Raw genomic sequence first — 15,262 nt, 5'->3', positions numbered from 1 at the left:
CAGGATGGCGGCTGCCCTCAGTTGTCCCAATAGATGTACTCGTCGCTCGGCTTGGCCTTCTGGCCGCCGGGGTGATCGATATAGAACGCGCCAGAGACCAAGGATGGCCATGCAGGCTTAACCATCTGCCCGTCAAGTTGCGCCAGGATCGCCTGCATTTCGCGAAGCTTGTCCGGCCGCGCCTTGGACAGGTCCTTGCGTTCCGTCGGATCGGTGGTGAGGTCGAAGAGCCAGGACTTGTTCGGCTCCTGAGCCACCTGCAGCTTCCAACCGCCCGCCATCACGGTCTTGTATCGGCCCGAACGCCAGAAGATCGCCTTGTGAGGGTCGCCCGAGGCTTGCCCCTTGATGAAGGGAACGAGATCCACGCCGTCCAGCACCCGGTCTTTCGGCGTCGGCGCGCCGGCCGCGCCGGCGGCGGTGGCGAAGATGTCCACGTGGCCCACCGGGCTACGATAGACCGCGCCGGCGGGCAGCTGGGCGGGCCAGCGCAGCAGGAACGGCACCTTGATTCCCCCCTCGAAGAACGTCGCCTTCCAACCGCGATACGGCTTGTTGATGTCCGGCAGACCAATGTAGTTCGCCCCGCCGTTGTCCGAGGTGAAGATCACCAGCGTATTGTCGTCCAGCCCCCGGTCCTTCAGCGCCTGCAGAACCTTGCCGACATTGCGATCGAGGTTGCGGACCATGGCCGCGTAGACGCGCATCCGATGGTCCTTGATGTGCGACAGCGCATCGTAGTCGGCCTTGGGCGCCTGCAGCGGCGTGTGGACGGCGTTATAGGCCAGATACATGAAGAACGGCCGGTTCTTGTTGGCGTCGATCGCCTTCACCGCCTCGTCCGTCAGGTAGTCGGTCATGTAGTGGGTGGGGTTGAACAGCGGACCGCCATTGTACTGCACCGCGAACGGCGCGGCGCCCCACAGGAACTTGTCGATCGGATCCCAATCCTGGCGCGACTCCTCGACGCTGGGGTCGCCCACCGGCGCGAACAACGAGGCGCCGGCCATAAAGCCTAGGCTCTCATCGAAGCCTTGATCCTCCGGCCGCGAACCCTTCACACCGCCCAGATGCCACTTGCCCAGGTGGATGGTGTGATAGCCCTTGGTCTTAAGCGCCTCGGCGATCGTGATCTCGGTGCTGGGGACCGCCTGGCTGTTTTCATCCTTCGGGATGTTCTTCACCTCGGCCTCATTGAAGCGAGAGGGATGCAGCGGATCTCCGGCATGCCCTCCGACGACCCGCGAGAACGCCACCGGCGTCGGCGTGAACTCGAAACCGAACCGCGTGGCGTAGCGGCCGGTCATGATCGCCGCGCGCGAAGGCGCGCAGGTGGCGTTGCCGCTGTAGCCGTTGGCGAAGGTCACCCCGTCCTTGGCGATCGAGTCGATCGCAGGCGTGGGCACGGTTCCTCCGGCGACGCCGCCGCCATTCAGCGTGATGTCGTTGTAGCCTAGGTCATCAGCCAGGATGAACACCACGTTCGGCGGCCGCTGCGCATCTGCCGGCGCCGCTTCGGGCCCCTTGACCCAGGTCACCGGCATGTTGGCGACGATCTTGGGCTGCCGGGCCTTGGCCAGCATCACGATCAAGTCAAAGCGGAAATGCCACGCCGTCGCGCCCGCGACAGCCAGAACAGCGACACCCGCGACAAGCGGTTTCCAGGCCTTCATGCGCGCCTCCCCTTCTCTTTCACACTGTTAAGCGCAGCATATATTGACATTCATCGTGCCGCTAGATGTCATCCAACGATCGACTTGGAGGCCCTGCCTTGTCCCTGCGCGCCCTGATCATGCGAAGCGTGACTACCGCCCTGACCAGTCCCACCCGCCGGAGGTGGGCCCGAGACGCGGCGGCGTTGTCGGCCCGCTTGCGCGGCGAGCGGCCGACAATCCGCTACTTCCACCAGGCCGACGACCCTTATTCTCACCTGGCGGCGCAGATGCTGCCCAGGCTGCGCACGCGCTACGCGGCGGAGATCGAGATCTGTCTTGTTCCGCCGCCCGAGGATTCCGCCGCGCCCGATCGTGAACGGCTTCGCGCCTATGGCCTCCGTGATGCGGCCCGGGTGGCGCAGGTCCGAGGGCTCGCGTTTCCGGGCAACGCCGCCTTGCCCGCCCCGAAAGCGGTGAAGCATCTTCAGGCCGTTCTCGCCGAAGCGCTTGATCAGGGACGCTTCGACGATGTCGCGCCTACCGCCGGGGCCAGCCTGTGGATGGGCGATGACACGACGCTCACCGGACGGGCGACGTCAAATGGAGTTCCAAGTCCAGGCCGCGCAGACGCTTTGCTCGCCGCTGGCGCGGCCCGACGCGCAGAGCTCGGACACTATCTGGGCGGCATGTTTCACTTCGAAGGCGAGTGGTTCTGGGGCGTCGATCGCCTGGGACATCTGGAAGCGCGGCTCGGAGCGCGCGGGCTGGACCGCGAGGCCGGTTCGCCGCCGCTGGCCCCTGCCCTGGAGCCCTCCCTTGGGCCGGCGCCGCTCGGCGCCCCGCCGACGGTAGAGGCCTGGTTCTCGTTCCGCAGCCCCTATTCCTGGCTGTTCATGCCGCGCATCCGGGAGCTGACCCAGGCCTATGGCGCCAAGTTGGAATTGCGGCCGATCCTGCCGATGGTCATGCGCGGCCTGGCCGTGCCCAGGATCAAGACGATCTACATCACGCTGGACTGCAAACGCGAAGCCGAGCGACTGGGCCTGCCCTTTGGGCGCATCGTCGATCCGGTCGGTGCGGGGGCTGAGCGCGCATTGGCCGTCCTCCACCACGCGATGGATCTGGGTCTAGGCGAACAGTTTGCGGAACTGGGCCTCAAGGCCGCCTTCGCCGACGGCATCGCCCTGGCCGAGGACGCCGGCCTTTACGATGTCGCCCGCCAAGCAGGCTTGACCGACGCCCAGACCGCCGCCGCGCTGGCGGATCAAAGCTGGCGCCAGCGCGCCGAGGTCAATCGGGCTGCGCTGCTGCAGGCAGGCCTATGGGGTGCGCCGACCTTCCGGGTCAGCGGGCGTGAGGCGCATTGGGGCCAGGACAGGTTGGGAATGCTGGAAGATGACATTCGAGCGGCCATGGCGCTGACCCCGTCCGCCCCGGCGACCTAGAGCGCCGCGTTCCACACTCGCACGACGCTGTCGGCATCGGTCAGAATGGCGGTGTTGAGGTCGAGCATTCTCAGCGCCGCAGCGTGTAGGTCAGGCTCGTAGGCGGCGCAGGCGTCGCTGACGACGAAGACATGAAAATTATGGTTGAACGCGTCGCGCGCGGTGCTGTCGACACAGCATTCGGTCGTCAAACCCGCGAGCACCAGGGTGTCGACGCCCATAGCCCTGAGCCTGGCGGCGATGTCGGTGTCCCAGAACGGGCTGTAACGGGTCTTTCGAAAGACGAGGTCGCCGTTTAACGGCTGAGGCCCGTAGAACGCGCTGCCCGGCGCGTCGGCGCGGCACAGCGCGGGACTCTCGTTGGGGTCATGACCTTTTCGCCGTCCGCGCTCGTACCAGGCCTCCGAATCCGTATCGGGCGTCGTGAAGAGCCCTACGAAGACCACGGGCGCTTTGGCTTGGCGCGCAGCCTCCACGAGACGCTCCGCAGCCGCGATCGCGGCGGGAACCGCCGAAAGATCCATGCCCCACTGCGCGGACAGACCGTCAGGAGCGGCGAAGTCGACCTGCATGTCAACGATGACAAGCGCCGTTCGTCCCGGCGCGATCCAGTCGCTCAGGCTCACGCGAACGTCCTCCGCAGAGTCGGCAGAATCTCCGAACCGAACATCGCCAGGCCCTCGGCATAGTCGGGGAAAATCAGCATCAAGCCATCCAGTTCGCACTCCGTGACGAAGGCCGAGACCTGCTCCAGGCACGATGCGGGCGAGCCGACCACCGTCTGGGTCATGAACGCGCCCTGGCGCTTGGCCGTTGCCTGCAACTGGTCGGCCGGTACGCCCCAGCTGCTCAGCATCGCCAGGATCGCCCCGATGTCAGCGCCATCGGCGTAGCGCGCCACGAACCCCTGCGCAGCCTCATCGGTTTCACCATGGATGACAGTGCACATCGCATAGGTGCGGATCGTTCGCCCCAAGCGCTCAGCCATGCCCTTGGCGCGACGGGAGGCGTCTCGATGCTCCTCGCGCGAACGCCCGCCGATGAAGCAGGCGTCGGCTTCCCGCACCGAGAACTGAAAGCCCCTGTCCGACATTCCCGCGCAGATCAACTCCGGGCGAGGCTTGGAAAGCGGTTTAGGCTTGGACTGACAGTCCTTCATCGTGAAATAGCGCCCGACGAAGTCGACGCTGTCCTCGGTCCACAGCCGCTTGACGATGGTCGTCCACTCCTCGGCCAGCGCGTAGCGATCGTCGTGCGACAGCGAATCGTCCCAGGCGCTCATCTGGTCGAACTCGGCCTTGTACGCCCCGGCGACGATGTTGAGGCCCGCCCGCCCCCCGCTGATGTGGTCCAGCGTCGCCACCATCTTTGCGGCCACGGCCGGGTTCTGCAGAAGCGGATGGATTGTGGTCCAGATGCGAACGTTCTGGGTCGCCTCGGCGATCGCCGCCATCAGGGTCACCGACTCCAGCGAGGTTCCCCAGTGGTCGGTTTCGCCGCCAAAGCCCCGAAACTTGCCCATCGACATGACAAAATCCATGCCGATCGCGTCCGCCAGCACCGCCGCAGCTTTGTTCTGCGCGTAGAGGCCATCCAGGACCGGCGTTGTTCCGGACACGATCCAGCCGCCATTGGCGACAGGCAGGAAGACGCCGAAATCCTTATGTCGTGAACCGCTGGGAACCATGACGCGGTTCTTACACGGCGTGCGGCGCGGGATCACGCGCTTAGCGACGCCAAACAACCAGCATGAGGCTGCAACCCACGCAGCCACGCGGCATGCGCCCGGTAACAAAGGTCTTGGGGGAAAGGCTCTGGGAGACTATCCATTCCCCCCGATGCTCACCCAATCCGACGGCGTCGCCGCCGTCACCTCCTCTCTCAGCGCCGCCGAACGGGCGCGCAACCACCGTCGAACGCCGGTTCGACGGTTGCGGCTGGCGCTTGCCTTGTTCGCGATCGGCGTCGGCGCCGCTGTCATCCTTCAAGCGTCCTGGCGCAGTGTGGCGTCCAGCAAGGTCCAGACTCGGGCCGCCAGCGCGCCGCTGATCCTGGACAAGCCGCGCTTCACGGGTGTCTTGAAGGACGGTCGCCCGTTCCTGATCACCGCCGACCGCGCCGAACGCGACCTGAAGGACGAGAACCTCGTGCGCCTGACCGCGCCCGTGCTTGTCCGGGGCTACGGCCAGCCCAACCCCAGCCAGGCGACCGCGAAGACGGGCCTCTATCGAGAGGCCGAGCATACGCTGCTTCTGACCGATGACGTGAAGATCACCAGCAGCGAAGGCTATGACTTTGATGCGCCTCGCGCTTTGATCGACATGCGGACGGGTGCAGTCAGTGGCGACGCCGGGATCGCGGGCTCGGGGCCCAAGGGCAGCACGCGCGCCAACGCCTATGATGTGACGGACCAGGGCGACCGGGTCGTGCTGAAAGGGCGCGTCAAAACGCGGCTGGAGCCGCGACCCTGACGTGGCCAGCGCACAACGCGTCTGCCTCATAAACATCATGCAACGCCGGCAGGTTTGGCAAAGCCTGTCGGTGACCGCCGCCATGGCCGTTGCGGCGCCGGAGGGGTCTGCATGACGCAAGTCATCGAGACCCCGCTCAAGAAGGTGCTCAGCAACGCGGGTCAGTTGCTCAGCGGCCGTGTCGTCAACGCGATCGTGGGCCTAGCCTACATTGCTCTCACCGCCCGCAGCCTTGGCGCGGAGTTGATGGGCGTTCTGGTCGTCATCAACGCCTTCGCGCAGTTCCTGGGCGAGGTCGCGCACTTCCAGTCGTGGCAGACCATGATCACCTTCGGCGCCGGGCCGCTGATGGAGAACGACAGGCGACGTTTCCAACAGGTCCTACGCTTCTCGCTTCTTCTGGATTTGATCAGCGGCGTCCTGGGCGTGCTTTTGGGCGTGGTGGGGGCCTGGCTATTCTGGCGTCAGCTGAGCTGGCCGGAGGGCATGAGCGGCTATGGCGCGCTTTACGCCTTGTCGATTGGCGTCATGACCTCGGCCACGGGCGTCGGGCTGCTGCGCCTCTTCGACCGGTTCCGCTATCTCGCCGCTGAACAAGCGGTCAGCTCGTTGGTCCGGATGGTCGGCTGCGCGATCTGCGCCCTGACTGAGGCGCCCATCCAGTACTTCCTACTGGCCTGGGCGGCCGGAACTTTCGCCTCGTTCTTCTACATCGCGACCATCGCGCTCCGCGATCTGACGCGGCGGGGCTTGCTCACCGGCTTTACCGTCATTGGCCCTACCAGCAAGGACATACCGGGGGTCTGGCGCTTCGCCCTCGCGACCAACTTCTCCGGAACCTTGGATGTCGGCTTCACCCATGTGCTCACCATGGCGGTCGGCGCCTTGCTGGGTCCTGCGCAGGCTGCGCTCTGGCGGATCGGCAAGCAGGTGGCGGACGGCATGGCCAAGCCCGCGCGTCTGATGGTGCCGGCGCTCTACCCGGAGCTGGCCAAGATGCGCGCCTCTGGCGGACAGCAGGCCATGACCAAACTGGCGGTTCAGATCGCCCTGATCGGGGGCGCGGCGGCCGGGGTGCTTCTGCTGGCCAGTCTGCTCGCTGGACGATGGATCCTCGAGACGGTCATGGGTCCCGCCTTCGGCGCCGCTGCGGGCGTCATGAACTGGCAGGTGGCCGCAGCGGCCATCGGCGTCATGACCCTACCACTGGAGCCGATGCTGGTGTCGATGCGCGCGGCGGGCGCGGCTCTGATGGTTCGCCTCGTCGTTGTCATGGCCTATCTTTCGGCCCTCGTACCGCTCATCAGGACCTTCGGCCTGACGGGCGCAGGCGCCGCTCTGGTTGCGTCGGCTTTGGCAATGGCGATTGGCATGTATTTGATGGCGCGCCGCCGGCTCGCCCGACTCGCGGCCGAGGACAACGTCGCGCCGCGTCCGACATAAGACGATGAAGGCCCAAGTTATGATCACGCCCACGGCGTCTGACCGCACTGTTCGGTTCGCCGACTTCCCGACCCTGACCCAGGCCCTGGATTTCGCCGCGACGGGCGAGACCGGGATCAACCTCTACTCGCTGCGCGGCGAACTGGTGGAAGCCCTGCCCTACGCCAAGCTTCGTGATGAGGCGGTGGTTTTGGCGCGGCGGTTGCTGGCGACCGGCGCCAAGGTCGGCGACAGCGTCGCGCTGCTGGCCGAGACCGATGGCGATTTCGTCCGCGCCTTCTTCGCCTGCCAGTACGCCGGCCTGCTGCCCGCACCGATGGCGTTGCCGACCCCACTGGGCGGTCGCGAAGCCTATATTGAACAGATTTCCAACCTTGCCCGCTCGGCCAAGGCCAACATCCTGATCGGTCCGACTGGCCTCAAGGACTGGGTCGTCGAGATCGGCGCGCGCGCTGGGCTGTCCTTCGCCGGAGTTCTGGCCGACCTCCCCGAGGACGCTGGCGCGACATTGCCGGCCATTACGCCCGAGGACCCCTGCTATCTCCAGTTCTCGTCGGGCAGCACACGCACGCCAACCGGCGTGCTCGTCCGCCACAAGGCCCTGATGGCCAACTGCGTCGCCATCACGCGCGATGGCCTGCAAGTGAAGGCCTCGGACCGCGCCATTTCCTGGCTGCCGCTCTATCACGACATGGGCCTGATCGGCTTCCTGCTCAGCCCGCTCAGCTGCCAGATGTCGGTCGACCTGCTACCGACCGGGGCCTTCGTCCGCCGTCCACTGCTGTGGATCGACCTGATCGGCCGGAACAAGGCGACGATCGCCTACAGCCCCACTTTCGGCTACGAGCTCTGCGCCCGCCGCGTGCAGGGCCAGTCGCTTGAAAACTACAGCCTGTCCCATTGGCGAAGCGCGGGTCTGGGCGGCGACATGATCCGCATGCCGCCCCTGAAAGCGTTCGTCGAGGCCTTCGCGCCGGCAGGTTTTTCCGACAAGGCGTTCGTCGCCAGCTACGGCATGGCCGAGGCGACCCTGGCGTTGTCGATGGCGCCGCTGGGCCAGGGCCTAAGGGCCGAAACCCTGGACGTCGAGCGCCTCGAAAGGGACTCTCTGGCTGTCGAAGCGCCGGCGGACTCAGAACGCGCCCGAGATTTCGCGCGCTGCGGCCCCGCCCTGCCCGGCCACTTCCTGGAAGTGCGCGGCGATGACGGCCAGGTTCTGCCTCAGCGCGGCGTGGGTCGTATCTTCGCCAAGGGACCGTCGGTGATGAGCGGCTACTTCGCTAATCCCGAGGAGACCGCCCGCGTCTTGTCCGCCGACGGTTGGCTCGACACCGGTGACCTCGGCTTCAAAATCGACGACGAAATCGTCATCACCGGTCGCGCCAAGGATCTGATCATCCTCAACGGTCGCAATATCTGGCCGCAAGACCTTGAATGGACGGCGGATAATGAGATCGACGGCCTGCGCAGCGGCGACGTGTGCGCCTTCGCGATCCCCGCCGAACCCGAGGACCAAATCGTTGTTCTCGTACAAGCGCGCGGCGGTGACGCCGACAGCCGCTCCGCGCTGAGCGAGGCTGTAGCCACCCTTCTGCGCACCCGGCATGGCGTGGAAACCAAGGTCAAACTGGTCGGCGCCCACGCCCTCCCCCAGACCTCGTCAGGCAAGCTAAGCCGTTCGAAAGCCAAGGCGGCCTATCTGGCCGGCGCCTATGGCGACTAGGGCGCGGGGCGTCGTCGCCGTCACCGGCGCGACGGGCTTTCTGGGCCGACACCTCGTCCGCGCCCTGGCGCAGGACGGCTGGACGCCTCGTGTCCTCGTCCGGCGCGACCCGATCCATCCGCTGTGGAGCGATATCGAAGTCGAGATTGTCACCGGCGATCTTCGCACACCCGGCGCGCTTGAGCGGCTTTCCTCGGGCGCGGAAACGGTCATTCATGGCGCGGGCCTGATCAAGGCCCGGAGCCTGGAAGCCTTTCACGGCGTCAACCGGGACGGAGCCCAGGCGGCGGCGGCGGCGGCCAAGGCGGCCGGCGCTCGATTCATCCTGGTGTCCAGCCTCGCCGCCCGCGAACCCGGGCTCTCCCACTACGCCGCCAGCAAGCGCGCAGGCGAAGAAGCGGTGCGCGCCACCGATCCCAGCGCCCTGATCGTGCGGCCGCCAGCGATCTATGGACCGGGCGACACGGAGACCCTGGCGCTCTTCCGACTCGCGGCCCGCAGCCCGGTGCTTCCCGTGCTTTCGCCCAAGTCCCGGATCGCGATGATTCACGTCCATGATGCGGCCGCAAAGCTCGTGGCGTTCTGTCGGTCACCCACTTTGGGCGTCGTGGAGCTGTCCGATGTGCGGCGCGATGGTTACAGTTGGACGGAAATCATGAGCGGCGCGGCGAGGGTTATGGGGGCGAATCCACGCCTGGTCAGGCTTCCGGATCAGGGCGTCCTCGCCGCTGGAGCCCTTGCAGATGCTTGGTCTTCGCTCACAAAAACCCCTTCCGTCTTTGGTTGGGGCAAGGCGCGGGAGTTGCTTCACGCCGATTGGACCCTATCTAGCGCTCCGATGTCGGAGGGAGTACCCAGCATGTTCGGTCTCATCGACGGGTTCGCTCACACCGTCGATTGGTACCGAGCAGCGGGTTGGTTACCCAAAAATATCGCCGCCGAGTTCAAATATGGCGGAAATCTGACAGACTCGTCGCTACAGTAGTGTAACGGGTGGGGCTCCCGGAGGTTTGACTCAGAATGGATACGGTTACGGATCTCAGCTTGCGCGAGATCGGGGTAGCAGCGAGCAAGGTTCTTGGACGGGCCGTCGAGGTTCGTGCGGAGTCGCATATTGGTCGCGACCTCGCCGTCGACTCCCTCGCCCTGATGAACATCATCATGGAGCTCGAGGATACCTTCGACATCTCCATCCCGCTCGACCGTCTGGCGTCCGTCGAGACCGCTGGCGACCTTTCCAAACTGATCAACGATCTCCGGACTAGGGCTTAACTGATGGGGCTATTTGATAAGCACCTGGCCTATCGCGATGCGTACAAGGCTATCCAGGACGTCGGCGCCAATCCGTTCAAGGTGCGCTTCGACGCCGTCCACTCGCCGACCGAGGGGGTCGTCGATGGGCGTCCCACGATCCTGCTGGGCACAAACAACTATCTGGGCCTGACTTTCGACGAACAGGCCATCGCCGCTTCGGTGAAAGCGGTACAGGAACGCGGCACGGGCACCACAGGTTCCCGCATCGCCAACGGCAGCTTCGAGACCCACGTCGAACTTGAGCATGAACTGGCCAAGTTCTACGGCCGCAAGCACGCCATGGTCTTCACGACCGGCTACCAGGCCAATCTCGGCGTGCTGTCGACTCTGGTCGGCCGCGGCGACCATCTGATCCTCGACGCCGACAGCCACGCCTCGATCTATGACGGCTCGCGCCTTGGCCATGCTGAGGTGATCCGCTTCCGCCACAACGACCCCGAAGACCTGGCCAAGCGCCTGCGTCGCCTGGGCGACGCCCCGGGCGAGCGCCTGATCGTCGTCGAAGGCATCTACTCGATGATTGGCGACGTGGCGCCGCTCAAGGAAATCGCCGCCGTAAAGCGCGAGATGGGCGGTTATCTGCTCGTCGACGAAGCCCATTCGATGGGCGTGCTGGGCGCGACCGGTCGCGGCCTCGCCGAAGCGGCGGGCGTTGAGGAAGACGTCGACTTCATCGTCGGCACCTTCTCAAAGAGCCTGGGCGCCATCGGTGGCTTCTGCGTCTCCGATCACGATGACTTCGATGTCATGCGCGTCGTTTGCCGTCCCTACATGTTCACCGCCTCGCTGCCGCCCGCCGTGGTCGCGTCGACCGTAACGGCCCTGCGCCGCATGGTCGAGCAGCCCGAGTTGCGCGATCGCCTGAACCGCAACGCCAAGCGCCTGTACGACGGCCTGACCGCCATGGGCTTCCTGACGGGCCCCAGCGCCAGTCCGATCGTCGCGGCGACGATGCCCGACCAGGAACGCGCCATCGCCATGTGGAACGGGCTGCTGCAGGCCGGCGTGTATCTGAACCTGGCCCTGCCGCCCGCCACGCCCGACAGCCGTCCGCTGCTGCGCGCCAGCGTCAGCGCCGCGCACACCGATGAACAGATCGACGCCGTCCTCAAGACCTATGGCGAGATCGGCGCGGCTCTGGGCGTGATCGAACCCCTCAAGCGCGCCCGCGCCTGAGAGCAGTCCTATCGCTAGACAGAACGCCCGGACCTCACGGTTCGGGCGTTTTGCTTTGGATCGGCTCAGGTGGTTCGCCGGCGCTCTCGCCACACCTTGAGCAGCACGCCCGGCGCGGCGAGGATCGGGTGGCGCTCGCGCCAAGACGTGACCTCAATCGCCACGCCCGTATGGCGTTGAATCTTCCAGGCCGCATAACGCGCCGCCCCCTGGAACGTGAAGGCTGCCTTGAGGAGGCGCGCGACGTTCAAAGGCTTTCCAAACGCGCGTCGAAGGCGCCAAGCCTTGACCAGCCCTTCGCGTTCATCCGGCTTGAGGCCCCGCTCCTCGTCAGCCCAGATGCTCTCCATGAGCCGATGGTAGCGATCCGGATCAAAGGTCAGGATAGACACCTCGCGGCCAGCCTTCTCGACGCGCAGCTCAGCCTTGTAGGTTTCCTGGAAGAGCGCCGCCCAAAGCGCGAGCGGCGCGCCGCCCGTCGGTCCCAGGGCTTGGGCGAAGCCCGCCGCCGCGCGACACGCCTCGGTGACCGCGTCGATCACCGCCTCACGCGCGCCGTCGCCGGACCAGACAAGTGCGCTGGGCTGCACGAAGCGCGCCCAGATCGTCGTGTCGAGACCCTCGCCACCGGTCGCGCGCTGGAATTGCGCCAAGGTCATCGACGCGACCTTGGCCCGCAAGGTCGTGCCGCCGTGCTCGAACTCATGGTAGCTGACATCCGGCCAGAGCAGGCGCGTGAACACCCCACGCCAGCCGACTGGGACACGCTCGGTCAGCACATAGTAGTCCAGCACCCCGGACAGGTCGCCGGTCCGCAAAATCGAGCCATAAAACAACACCGCGCGCGCGCCCGAAAATCGCTTCGCCAGATGGGCCGCGAAGGCGGAGATTGGTTCGGGCGTCGTCTGGGAGAGCTCGGCCGCGACGAGGTCGCGCAAGCGGCTCATCCGACCAGGAACCGCAAGGCCGGTCCGAGACGGATCGTCAAATCTCCGCCCTCAAAAACCTCGCCGTCGAGAACGAAGGGCGCGCCCCCCGAAAGACGGACGTCATTGGGGTCGCGCCGGCGATAGCCCAGGCTCTCCAGAACCGGGATCACCCTGCCGCTCAGAACCAGGGGCAGAGCCTTGTGCAAACGGCGCGGCGGGGCGTTGACGTCGAGAAGCTTCAATCCTTCGCGCGGAACCCCAAACGGCTTCAGTCCGAACGGCAGGCGCTTCAAGGCCGTAGCGATCACAGCGAACCGATTACCCTCGGCCTGGACCTCTCCATCCAGCACCAGACGAGCCGGCACGCCCTCTCGCCACTCGTCGCGAGCTCCGCCAAACAGCGCGCCCAGCGCCGCTGTCGCCAGGGTCATAGCTACGGCGATATTGTGGAAGAAGCCGACCTTGTGCACGCGTTGCGCCAGATTGGTCGCCTTCACGGGGGCTCCGACGCCGAAGAAGAAGCCCTGGAGACACGGTCTGTCATCGGCCCAGCTGACCCTCAGCGGCGGGCGCGACTTGATCGTGGGGCTTTCCCGCCGCGCGGCGAGAAGCGCGTCTTCCAGCCGCCAGACCTCGGGCACGCCGAGATCAATGGCCAGGACATTCGTCTTGCCGGACGGCAGCACCGCGAGAAGCGGCGGGGCCTCCCCGAACGTATGCGGCAACAAGCTGATCACATCGCGGATCGTCCCGTCCCCGCCGTCGATGATCAGAAGATCCAGACCATAGCGCGCGAAGTCGTCCAGCGCATCCCGCAGAGCCTGACGGCCGATCGGCTCGACCAGACGCACGCCTTCCGGCGCCGGTTCCGGCGGCCGGATACGGTTGCCGTGGCTCTGGGGATTGCGGACAACTCCGATGCGCGTCATTTCGAGAGCCAAGACTGGATCGACCCCCTCGGGGCCGCCAGGCCCTGGACGATCTGGACGGCGTGCACGAGGAAGCACAGGGCGGTCCAGATCGCCACGAGCGTAAAGCCCACGTCGGGCCGGCCAACCATCGCGCAGCCCGTCAACAGGATCAGGTTCGGATTACGACGCGCGGTGATGAGGCGAAAGAAGCTGTCGAACGGCCGCCAGGCGTGCATCTCCAGCTTGAACAGGGCCAGGAAGATCCCCTCCTCCACCCGCTGGGCGACGTAGCCGCCAACCACAATGGCAAGGCTGAGAGCGGCATATGGGATCTCTTGTCCGACCGCATAGACGCCCACAAACCAGGCCCACCACCAGAACGGCGGGTGCAGCAGATCGATGCCGTGGTCGAAGACGTTGCCCCACTTCGACGAAGTCAGGGTCACGCGGGCCAGCTTGCCGTCGACCGTGTCAAGGAAAGTCATGATCCAGGCGCAGACCAGACCCCAGCCGAACTGCCCCTGCCAGAATAGCCAGGTCGCAGCCAGCACCAGCAGAAAGCCGATAAAGGTCACCTGGTTCGGCGTCATCTTGGCGAGGGCGCACCAGCGCGTGACGATCCGCGCCGGCGTCGGCCAGACGTACTTGGTGACGAAGTCCGTGACGCCCTTGTACGAGCCCTGGAACAAGCGCTTCTCGACCGCGCGCACGGTCTCGGGCGTCAGGCGCTCGAGGACAGGCGGCTCACGCTTGCGCAGCGCACTGTTGTAGGCCGACCCCAGCTCAAGCGCCGTGAGGCGGGTGAAGCGCGGATCCAATCCAGACGGGTCTCTTCCGTTAGCGAGGGCCTCGGAAGCGGCATAGGCCAGATCGGCCGGGGCATGGACCGCCACCGCGCGACCGCCATCGTCGACCAGCACCGCGCCTTCGCGACCCGCCAAGGCCTTGATCAACGACTCGTCGAACACCCAGCCCGCATCGACCGCTACGACCGCGTGCGACAGGTCCACCGCCGGCGTCTCGACGAGATCCAGCCGACGGTAAATGCGCGACAGGCGCTCGGCCGAGCTCATGCCCCAGATGCGGGCGTCGCTGCGGCCTACGGTCAGCGCGCGCGGCCCATTTTGAATTTCACCACTCAAAGACGGCTATACCCCTTGAATCCCGGCCTGATAGATAAGCAGCTTCGTCCTCTTCGACCAGAACCGCAGACGCCTCTTGTCCATTTATCGCATCGCTCACCTGTCCGACCCGCACCTGCCGCCGCCGCCCGGCGCGTTCGGCCTGCGAGACGTGTTCACCAAGCGTCTGTTGAGCCGCATCGCCTGGCGCAAGAAGCGCAAGATCCATCGTCCCGAAGTTCTGGCGGCGATAGTCGCAGACATGAAGGCGGTCGCGCCCGATCACGTAGTCATCAGCGGCGACCTGACCAACTTCGCCTCCCCGGCGGAGACCTCCGCCGCACGCGCCTGGCTCGAAAGCCTGGGCCCTGCCTCAGACCACACCGTGACCCCCGGAAATCACGACGCGCTCGCCGGCGTCGGCGGCCATGAGCGCTTTGCGATCTGGTCGCCCTGGCTGGGCGACGGCGGCGAGGCGAGCTTTCCGCAAGTACGCGTGCGGGGCCCCGTCGCGATCTTCAACCTGTGCTCGGCGGTTCCGACCGCCCCCCATCTGGCGACCGGGCGCTTGGGCGACGAACAGCTTCGACGCCTCGACGCCGCGCTCGGCGATCCGGCCTATGCCAACCTGTTCCGGCTGGTGATCCTTCACCACCCGCCGCACCCCGGCGCGGTCTCCAAGCGCAAGCGCCTGGAAGATCAGGAGGCGCTTCGGGCTGTGCTGGCCCGGCGTGGCGCGGACCTCCTGCTGCACGGCCACGCGCATGAGGCCTTGGTTGGCTCGGTTCCAGGTCCCGGCGGCGCGGCGATCCCAGTTCTGGGCGTCCCGTCCGCCTCCGCCAAGCCGAGCGGACATTCGCCCGCGCGCTGGCACCAGATCGAGATCGAGCCGCGTGCGGCGGACGGTCACCACGTTCGCGTCGTCGCCCGAGGGCTAAAAGATCAGACCCTGGAAATCGGAGAGCTGGGACGCTTCACCCTGGCCGATCTGGCGCTGAAAGCGGGCTCGGCCGAATGATGCGCCCCGCCCCGGCTCAGCACATTCCCGGCGGATCACCCTTTCCCGCCCGTCGC

14 protein-coding genes are annotated in these 15,262 nt (G+C 66.2%); 8 read left to right on the top strand and 6 right to left on the bottom strand.

The features are described from left to right. Positions 1-17: 17 nt before the first annotated feature. Entirely contained in the window at positions 18-1,673 is a 1,656-nt protein-coding gene (locus CSW63_RS09160; protein WP_062094037.1) for a sulfatase-like hydrolase/transferase, read from the bottom strand. A gap of 119 nt (positions 1,674-1,792) precedes the next feature. Here CSW63_RS09160 and CSW63_RS23360 point away from each other — a divergent pair, with 119 nt between their 5' ends. Beyond that, on the top strand, positions 1,793-3,100 hold the full coding sequence (locus tag CSW63_RS23360) for a DsbA family protein (protein ID WP_231737317.1): 1,308 nt from the start codon (positions 1,793-1,795) through the stop codon (positions 3,098-3,100). Here CSW63_RS23360 and CSW63_RS09150 read toward each other — a convergent pair. Together CSW63_RS09150 and CSW63_RS09145 are read right to left on the bottom strand one after the other, a co-directional pair. Beyond that, positions 3,097-3,726, bottom strand: coding sequence for a cysteine hydrolase family protein (locus CSW63_RS09150; RefSeq protein ID WP_062094035.1), 630 nt, complete (start codon positions 3,724-3,726; stop codon positions 3,097-3,099). The two genes, CSW63_RS23360 and CSW63_RS09150, sit on opposite strands and share 4 nt — an antisense overlap. Next, entirely contained in the window at positions 3,723-4,787 is a 1,065-nt protein-coding gene (locus CSW63_RS09145; RefSeq protein ID WP_062094034.1) for an LLM class flavin-dependent oxidoreductase, read from the bottom strand. The genes CSW63_RS09150 and CSW63_RS09145 overlap by 4 nt, the downstream gene beginning before the upstream one ends. Before the next feature lie 151 nt (positions 4,788-4,938). On the opposite strand from CSW63_RS09145, the gene lptC reads away from it, so the two are divergent. From lptC to spt, 6 genes are all read left to right on the top strand, one after another. Continuing rightward, on the top strand, positions 4,939-5,571 hold the full coding sequence (gene lptC / locus CSW63_RS09140) for an LPS export ABC transporter periplasmic protein LptC (RefSeq protein ID WP_062094033.1): 633 nt from the start codon (positions 4,939-4,941) through the stop codon (positions 5,569-5,571). 111 nt (positions 5,572-5,682) lie between these two features. Then, a complete protein-coding gene (locus CSW63_RS09135; protein WP_062094032.1) occupies positions 5,683-7,014 on the top strand; it encodes a lipopolysaccharide biosynthesis protein in 1,332 nt (443 codons plus the stop codon). Positions 7,015-7,018: 4 nt separating this feature from the next. Beyond that, positions 7,019-8,737 carry a fatty acyl-AMP ligase gene (locus CSW63_RS09130; RefSeq protein WP_082749349.1) on the top strand — a complete coding sequence of 573 codons (1,719 nt, stop codon included), beginning with the start codon at positions 7,019-7,021 and terminating at the stop codon, positions 8,735-8,737. Then, positions 8,727-9,722, top strand: a complete 996-nt coding sequence (cerR, locus tag CSW63_RS09125; protein WP_062094031.1) for a ceramide reductase — start codon at positions 8,727-8,729, stop codon at positions 9,720-9,722. Before CSW63_RS09130 ends, cerR begins: the two co-directional genes overlap by 11 nt. 35 nt (positions 9,723-9,757) lie before the next feature. Then, on the top strand, positions 9,758-10,009 hold the full coding sequence (locus CSW63_RS09120; protein ID WP_062094030.1) for an acyl carrier protein: 252 nt from the start codon (positions 9,758-9,760) through the stop codon (positions 10,007-10,009). Between the two features lie 3 nt (positions 10,010-10,012). Then, positions 10,013-11,227, top strand: coding sequence for a serine palmitoyltransferase (gene spt, locus CSW63_RS09115; RefSeq protein ID WP_062094029.1), 1,215 nt, complete (start codon positions 10,013-10,015; stop codon positions 11,225-11,227). A 65-nt stretch (positions 11,228-11,292) separates the two neighbouring features. Here the strand turns inward: spt and CSW63_RS09110 are convergent, their stop codons facing one another. Genes CSW63_RS09110 through CSW63_RS09100 form a run of 3 tightly spaced genes read right to left on the bottom strand, consistent with a single transcriptional unit; the run spans position 11,293 to position 14,209 of the window. After that, positions 11,293-12,174 carry a hypothetical protein gene (locus CSW63_RS09110; protein ID WP_062094028.1) on the bottom strand — a complete coding sequence of 294 codons (882 nt, stop codon included), beginning with the start codon at positions 12,172-12,174 and terminating at the stop codon, positions 11,293-11,295. Next, positions 12,171-13,163 carry a diacylglycerol kinase family protein gene (locus CSW63_RS09105; protein WP_062094027.1) on the bottom strand — a complete coding sequence of 331 codons (993 nt, stop codon included), beginning with the start codon at positions 13,161-13,163 and terminating at the stop codon, positions 12,171-12,173. Before CSW63_RS09105 ends, CSW63_RS09110 begins: the two co-directional genes overlap by 4 nt. Further along, on the bottom strand, positions 13,082-14,209 hold the full coding sequence (locus CSW63_RS09100; RefSeq protein WP_062094026.1) for a CDP-alcohol phosphatidyltransferase family protein: 1,128 nt from the start codon (positions 14,207-14,209) through the stop codon (positions 13,082-13,084). Before CSW63_RS09100 ends, CSW63_RS09105 begins: the two co-directional genes overlap by 82 nt. 76 nt (positions 14,210-14,285) lie before the next feature. Here CSW63_RS09100 and CSW63_RS09095 point away from each other — a divergent pair, with 76 nt between their 5' ends. Next, positions 14,286-15,206: a metallophosphoesterase gene (locus CSW63_RS09095; protein WP_062094025.1), complete on the top strand. Its 921-nt coding sequence runs from the start codon at positions 14,286-14,288 to the stop codon at positions 15,204-15,206. The last annotated feature ends 56 nt before the right edge of the window (positions 15,207-15,262 follow it).

The sequence above is a fragment of the Caulobacter sp. FWC26 genome, assembly GCF_002742645.2.
GTDB lineage: Bacteria > Pseudomonadota > Alphaproteobacteria > Caulobacterales > Caulobacteraceae > Caulobacter.
This window is presented reverse-complemented; position numbering and strand designations above follow the sequence as displayed.

Excerpts from the sequence above, each read along its gene's own strand:
- CSW63_RS09110 (WP_062094028.1), bottom strand. The coding sequence starts at position 12,174 with ATGAGCCGCTTGCGCGACCTCGTCGCGGCCGAGCTCTCCCAGACGACG.
- CSW63_RS23360 (WP_231737317.1), top strand. The coding sequence starts at position 1,793 with ATGCGAAGCGTGACTACCGCCCTGACCAGTCCCACCCGCCGGAGGTGG.
- CSW63_RS09120 (WP_062094030.1), top strand. The coding sequence starts at position 9,758 with ATGGATACGGTTACGGATCTCAGCTTGCGCGAGATCGGGGTAGCAGCG.
- CSW63_RS09145 (WP_062094034.1), bottom strand. The coding sequence starts at position 4,787 with ATGGTTCCCAGCGGTTCACGACATAAGGATTTCGGCGTCTTCCTGCCT.
- cerR (WP_062094031.1), top strand. The coding sequence starts at position 8,727 with ATGGCGACTAGGGCGCGGGGCGTCGTCGCCGTCACCGGCGCGACGGGC.
- spt (WP_062094029.1), top strand. The coding sequence starts at position 10,013 with ATGGGGCTATTTGATAAGCACCTGGCCTATCGCGATGCGTACAAGGCT.
- CSW63_RS09135 (WP_062094032.1), top strand. The coding sequence starts at position 5,683 with ATGACGCAAGTCATCGAGACCCCGCTCAAGAAGGTGCTCAGCAACGCG.
- CSW63_RS09160 (WP_062094037.1), bottom strand. The coding sequence starts at position 1,673 with ATGAAGGCCTGGAAACCGCTTGTCGCGGGTGTCGCTGTTCTGGCTGTC.
- lptC (WP_062094033.1), top strand. The coding sequence starts at position 4,939 with ATGCTCACCCAATCCGACGGCGTCGCCGCCGTCACCTCCTCTCTCAGC.
- CSW63_RS09130 (WP_082749349.1), top strand. The coding sequence starts at position 7,019 with ATGAAGGCCCAAGTTATGATCACGCCCACGGCGTCTGACCGCACTGTT.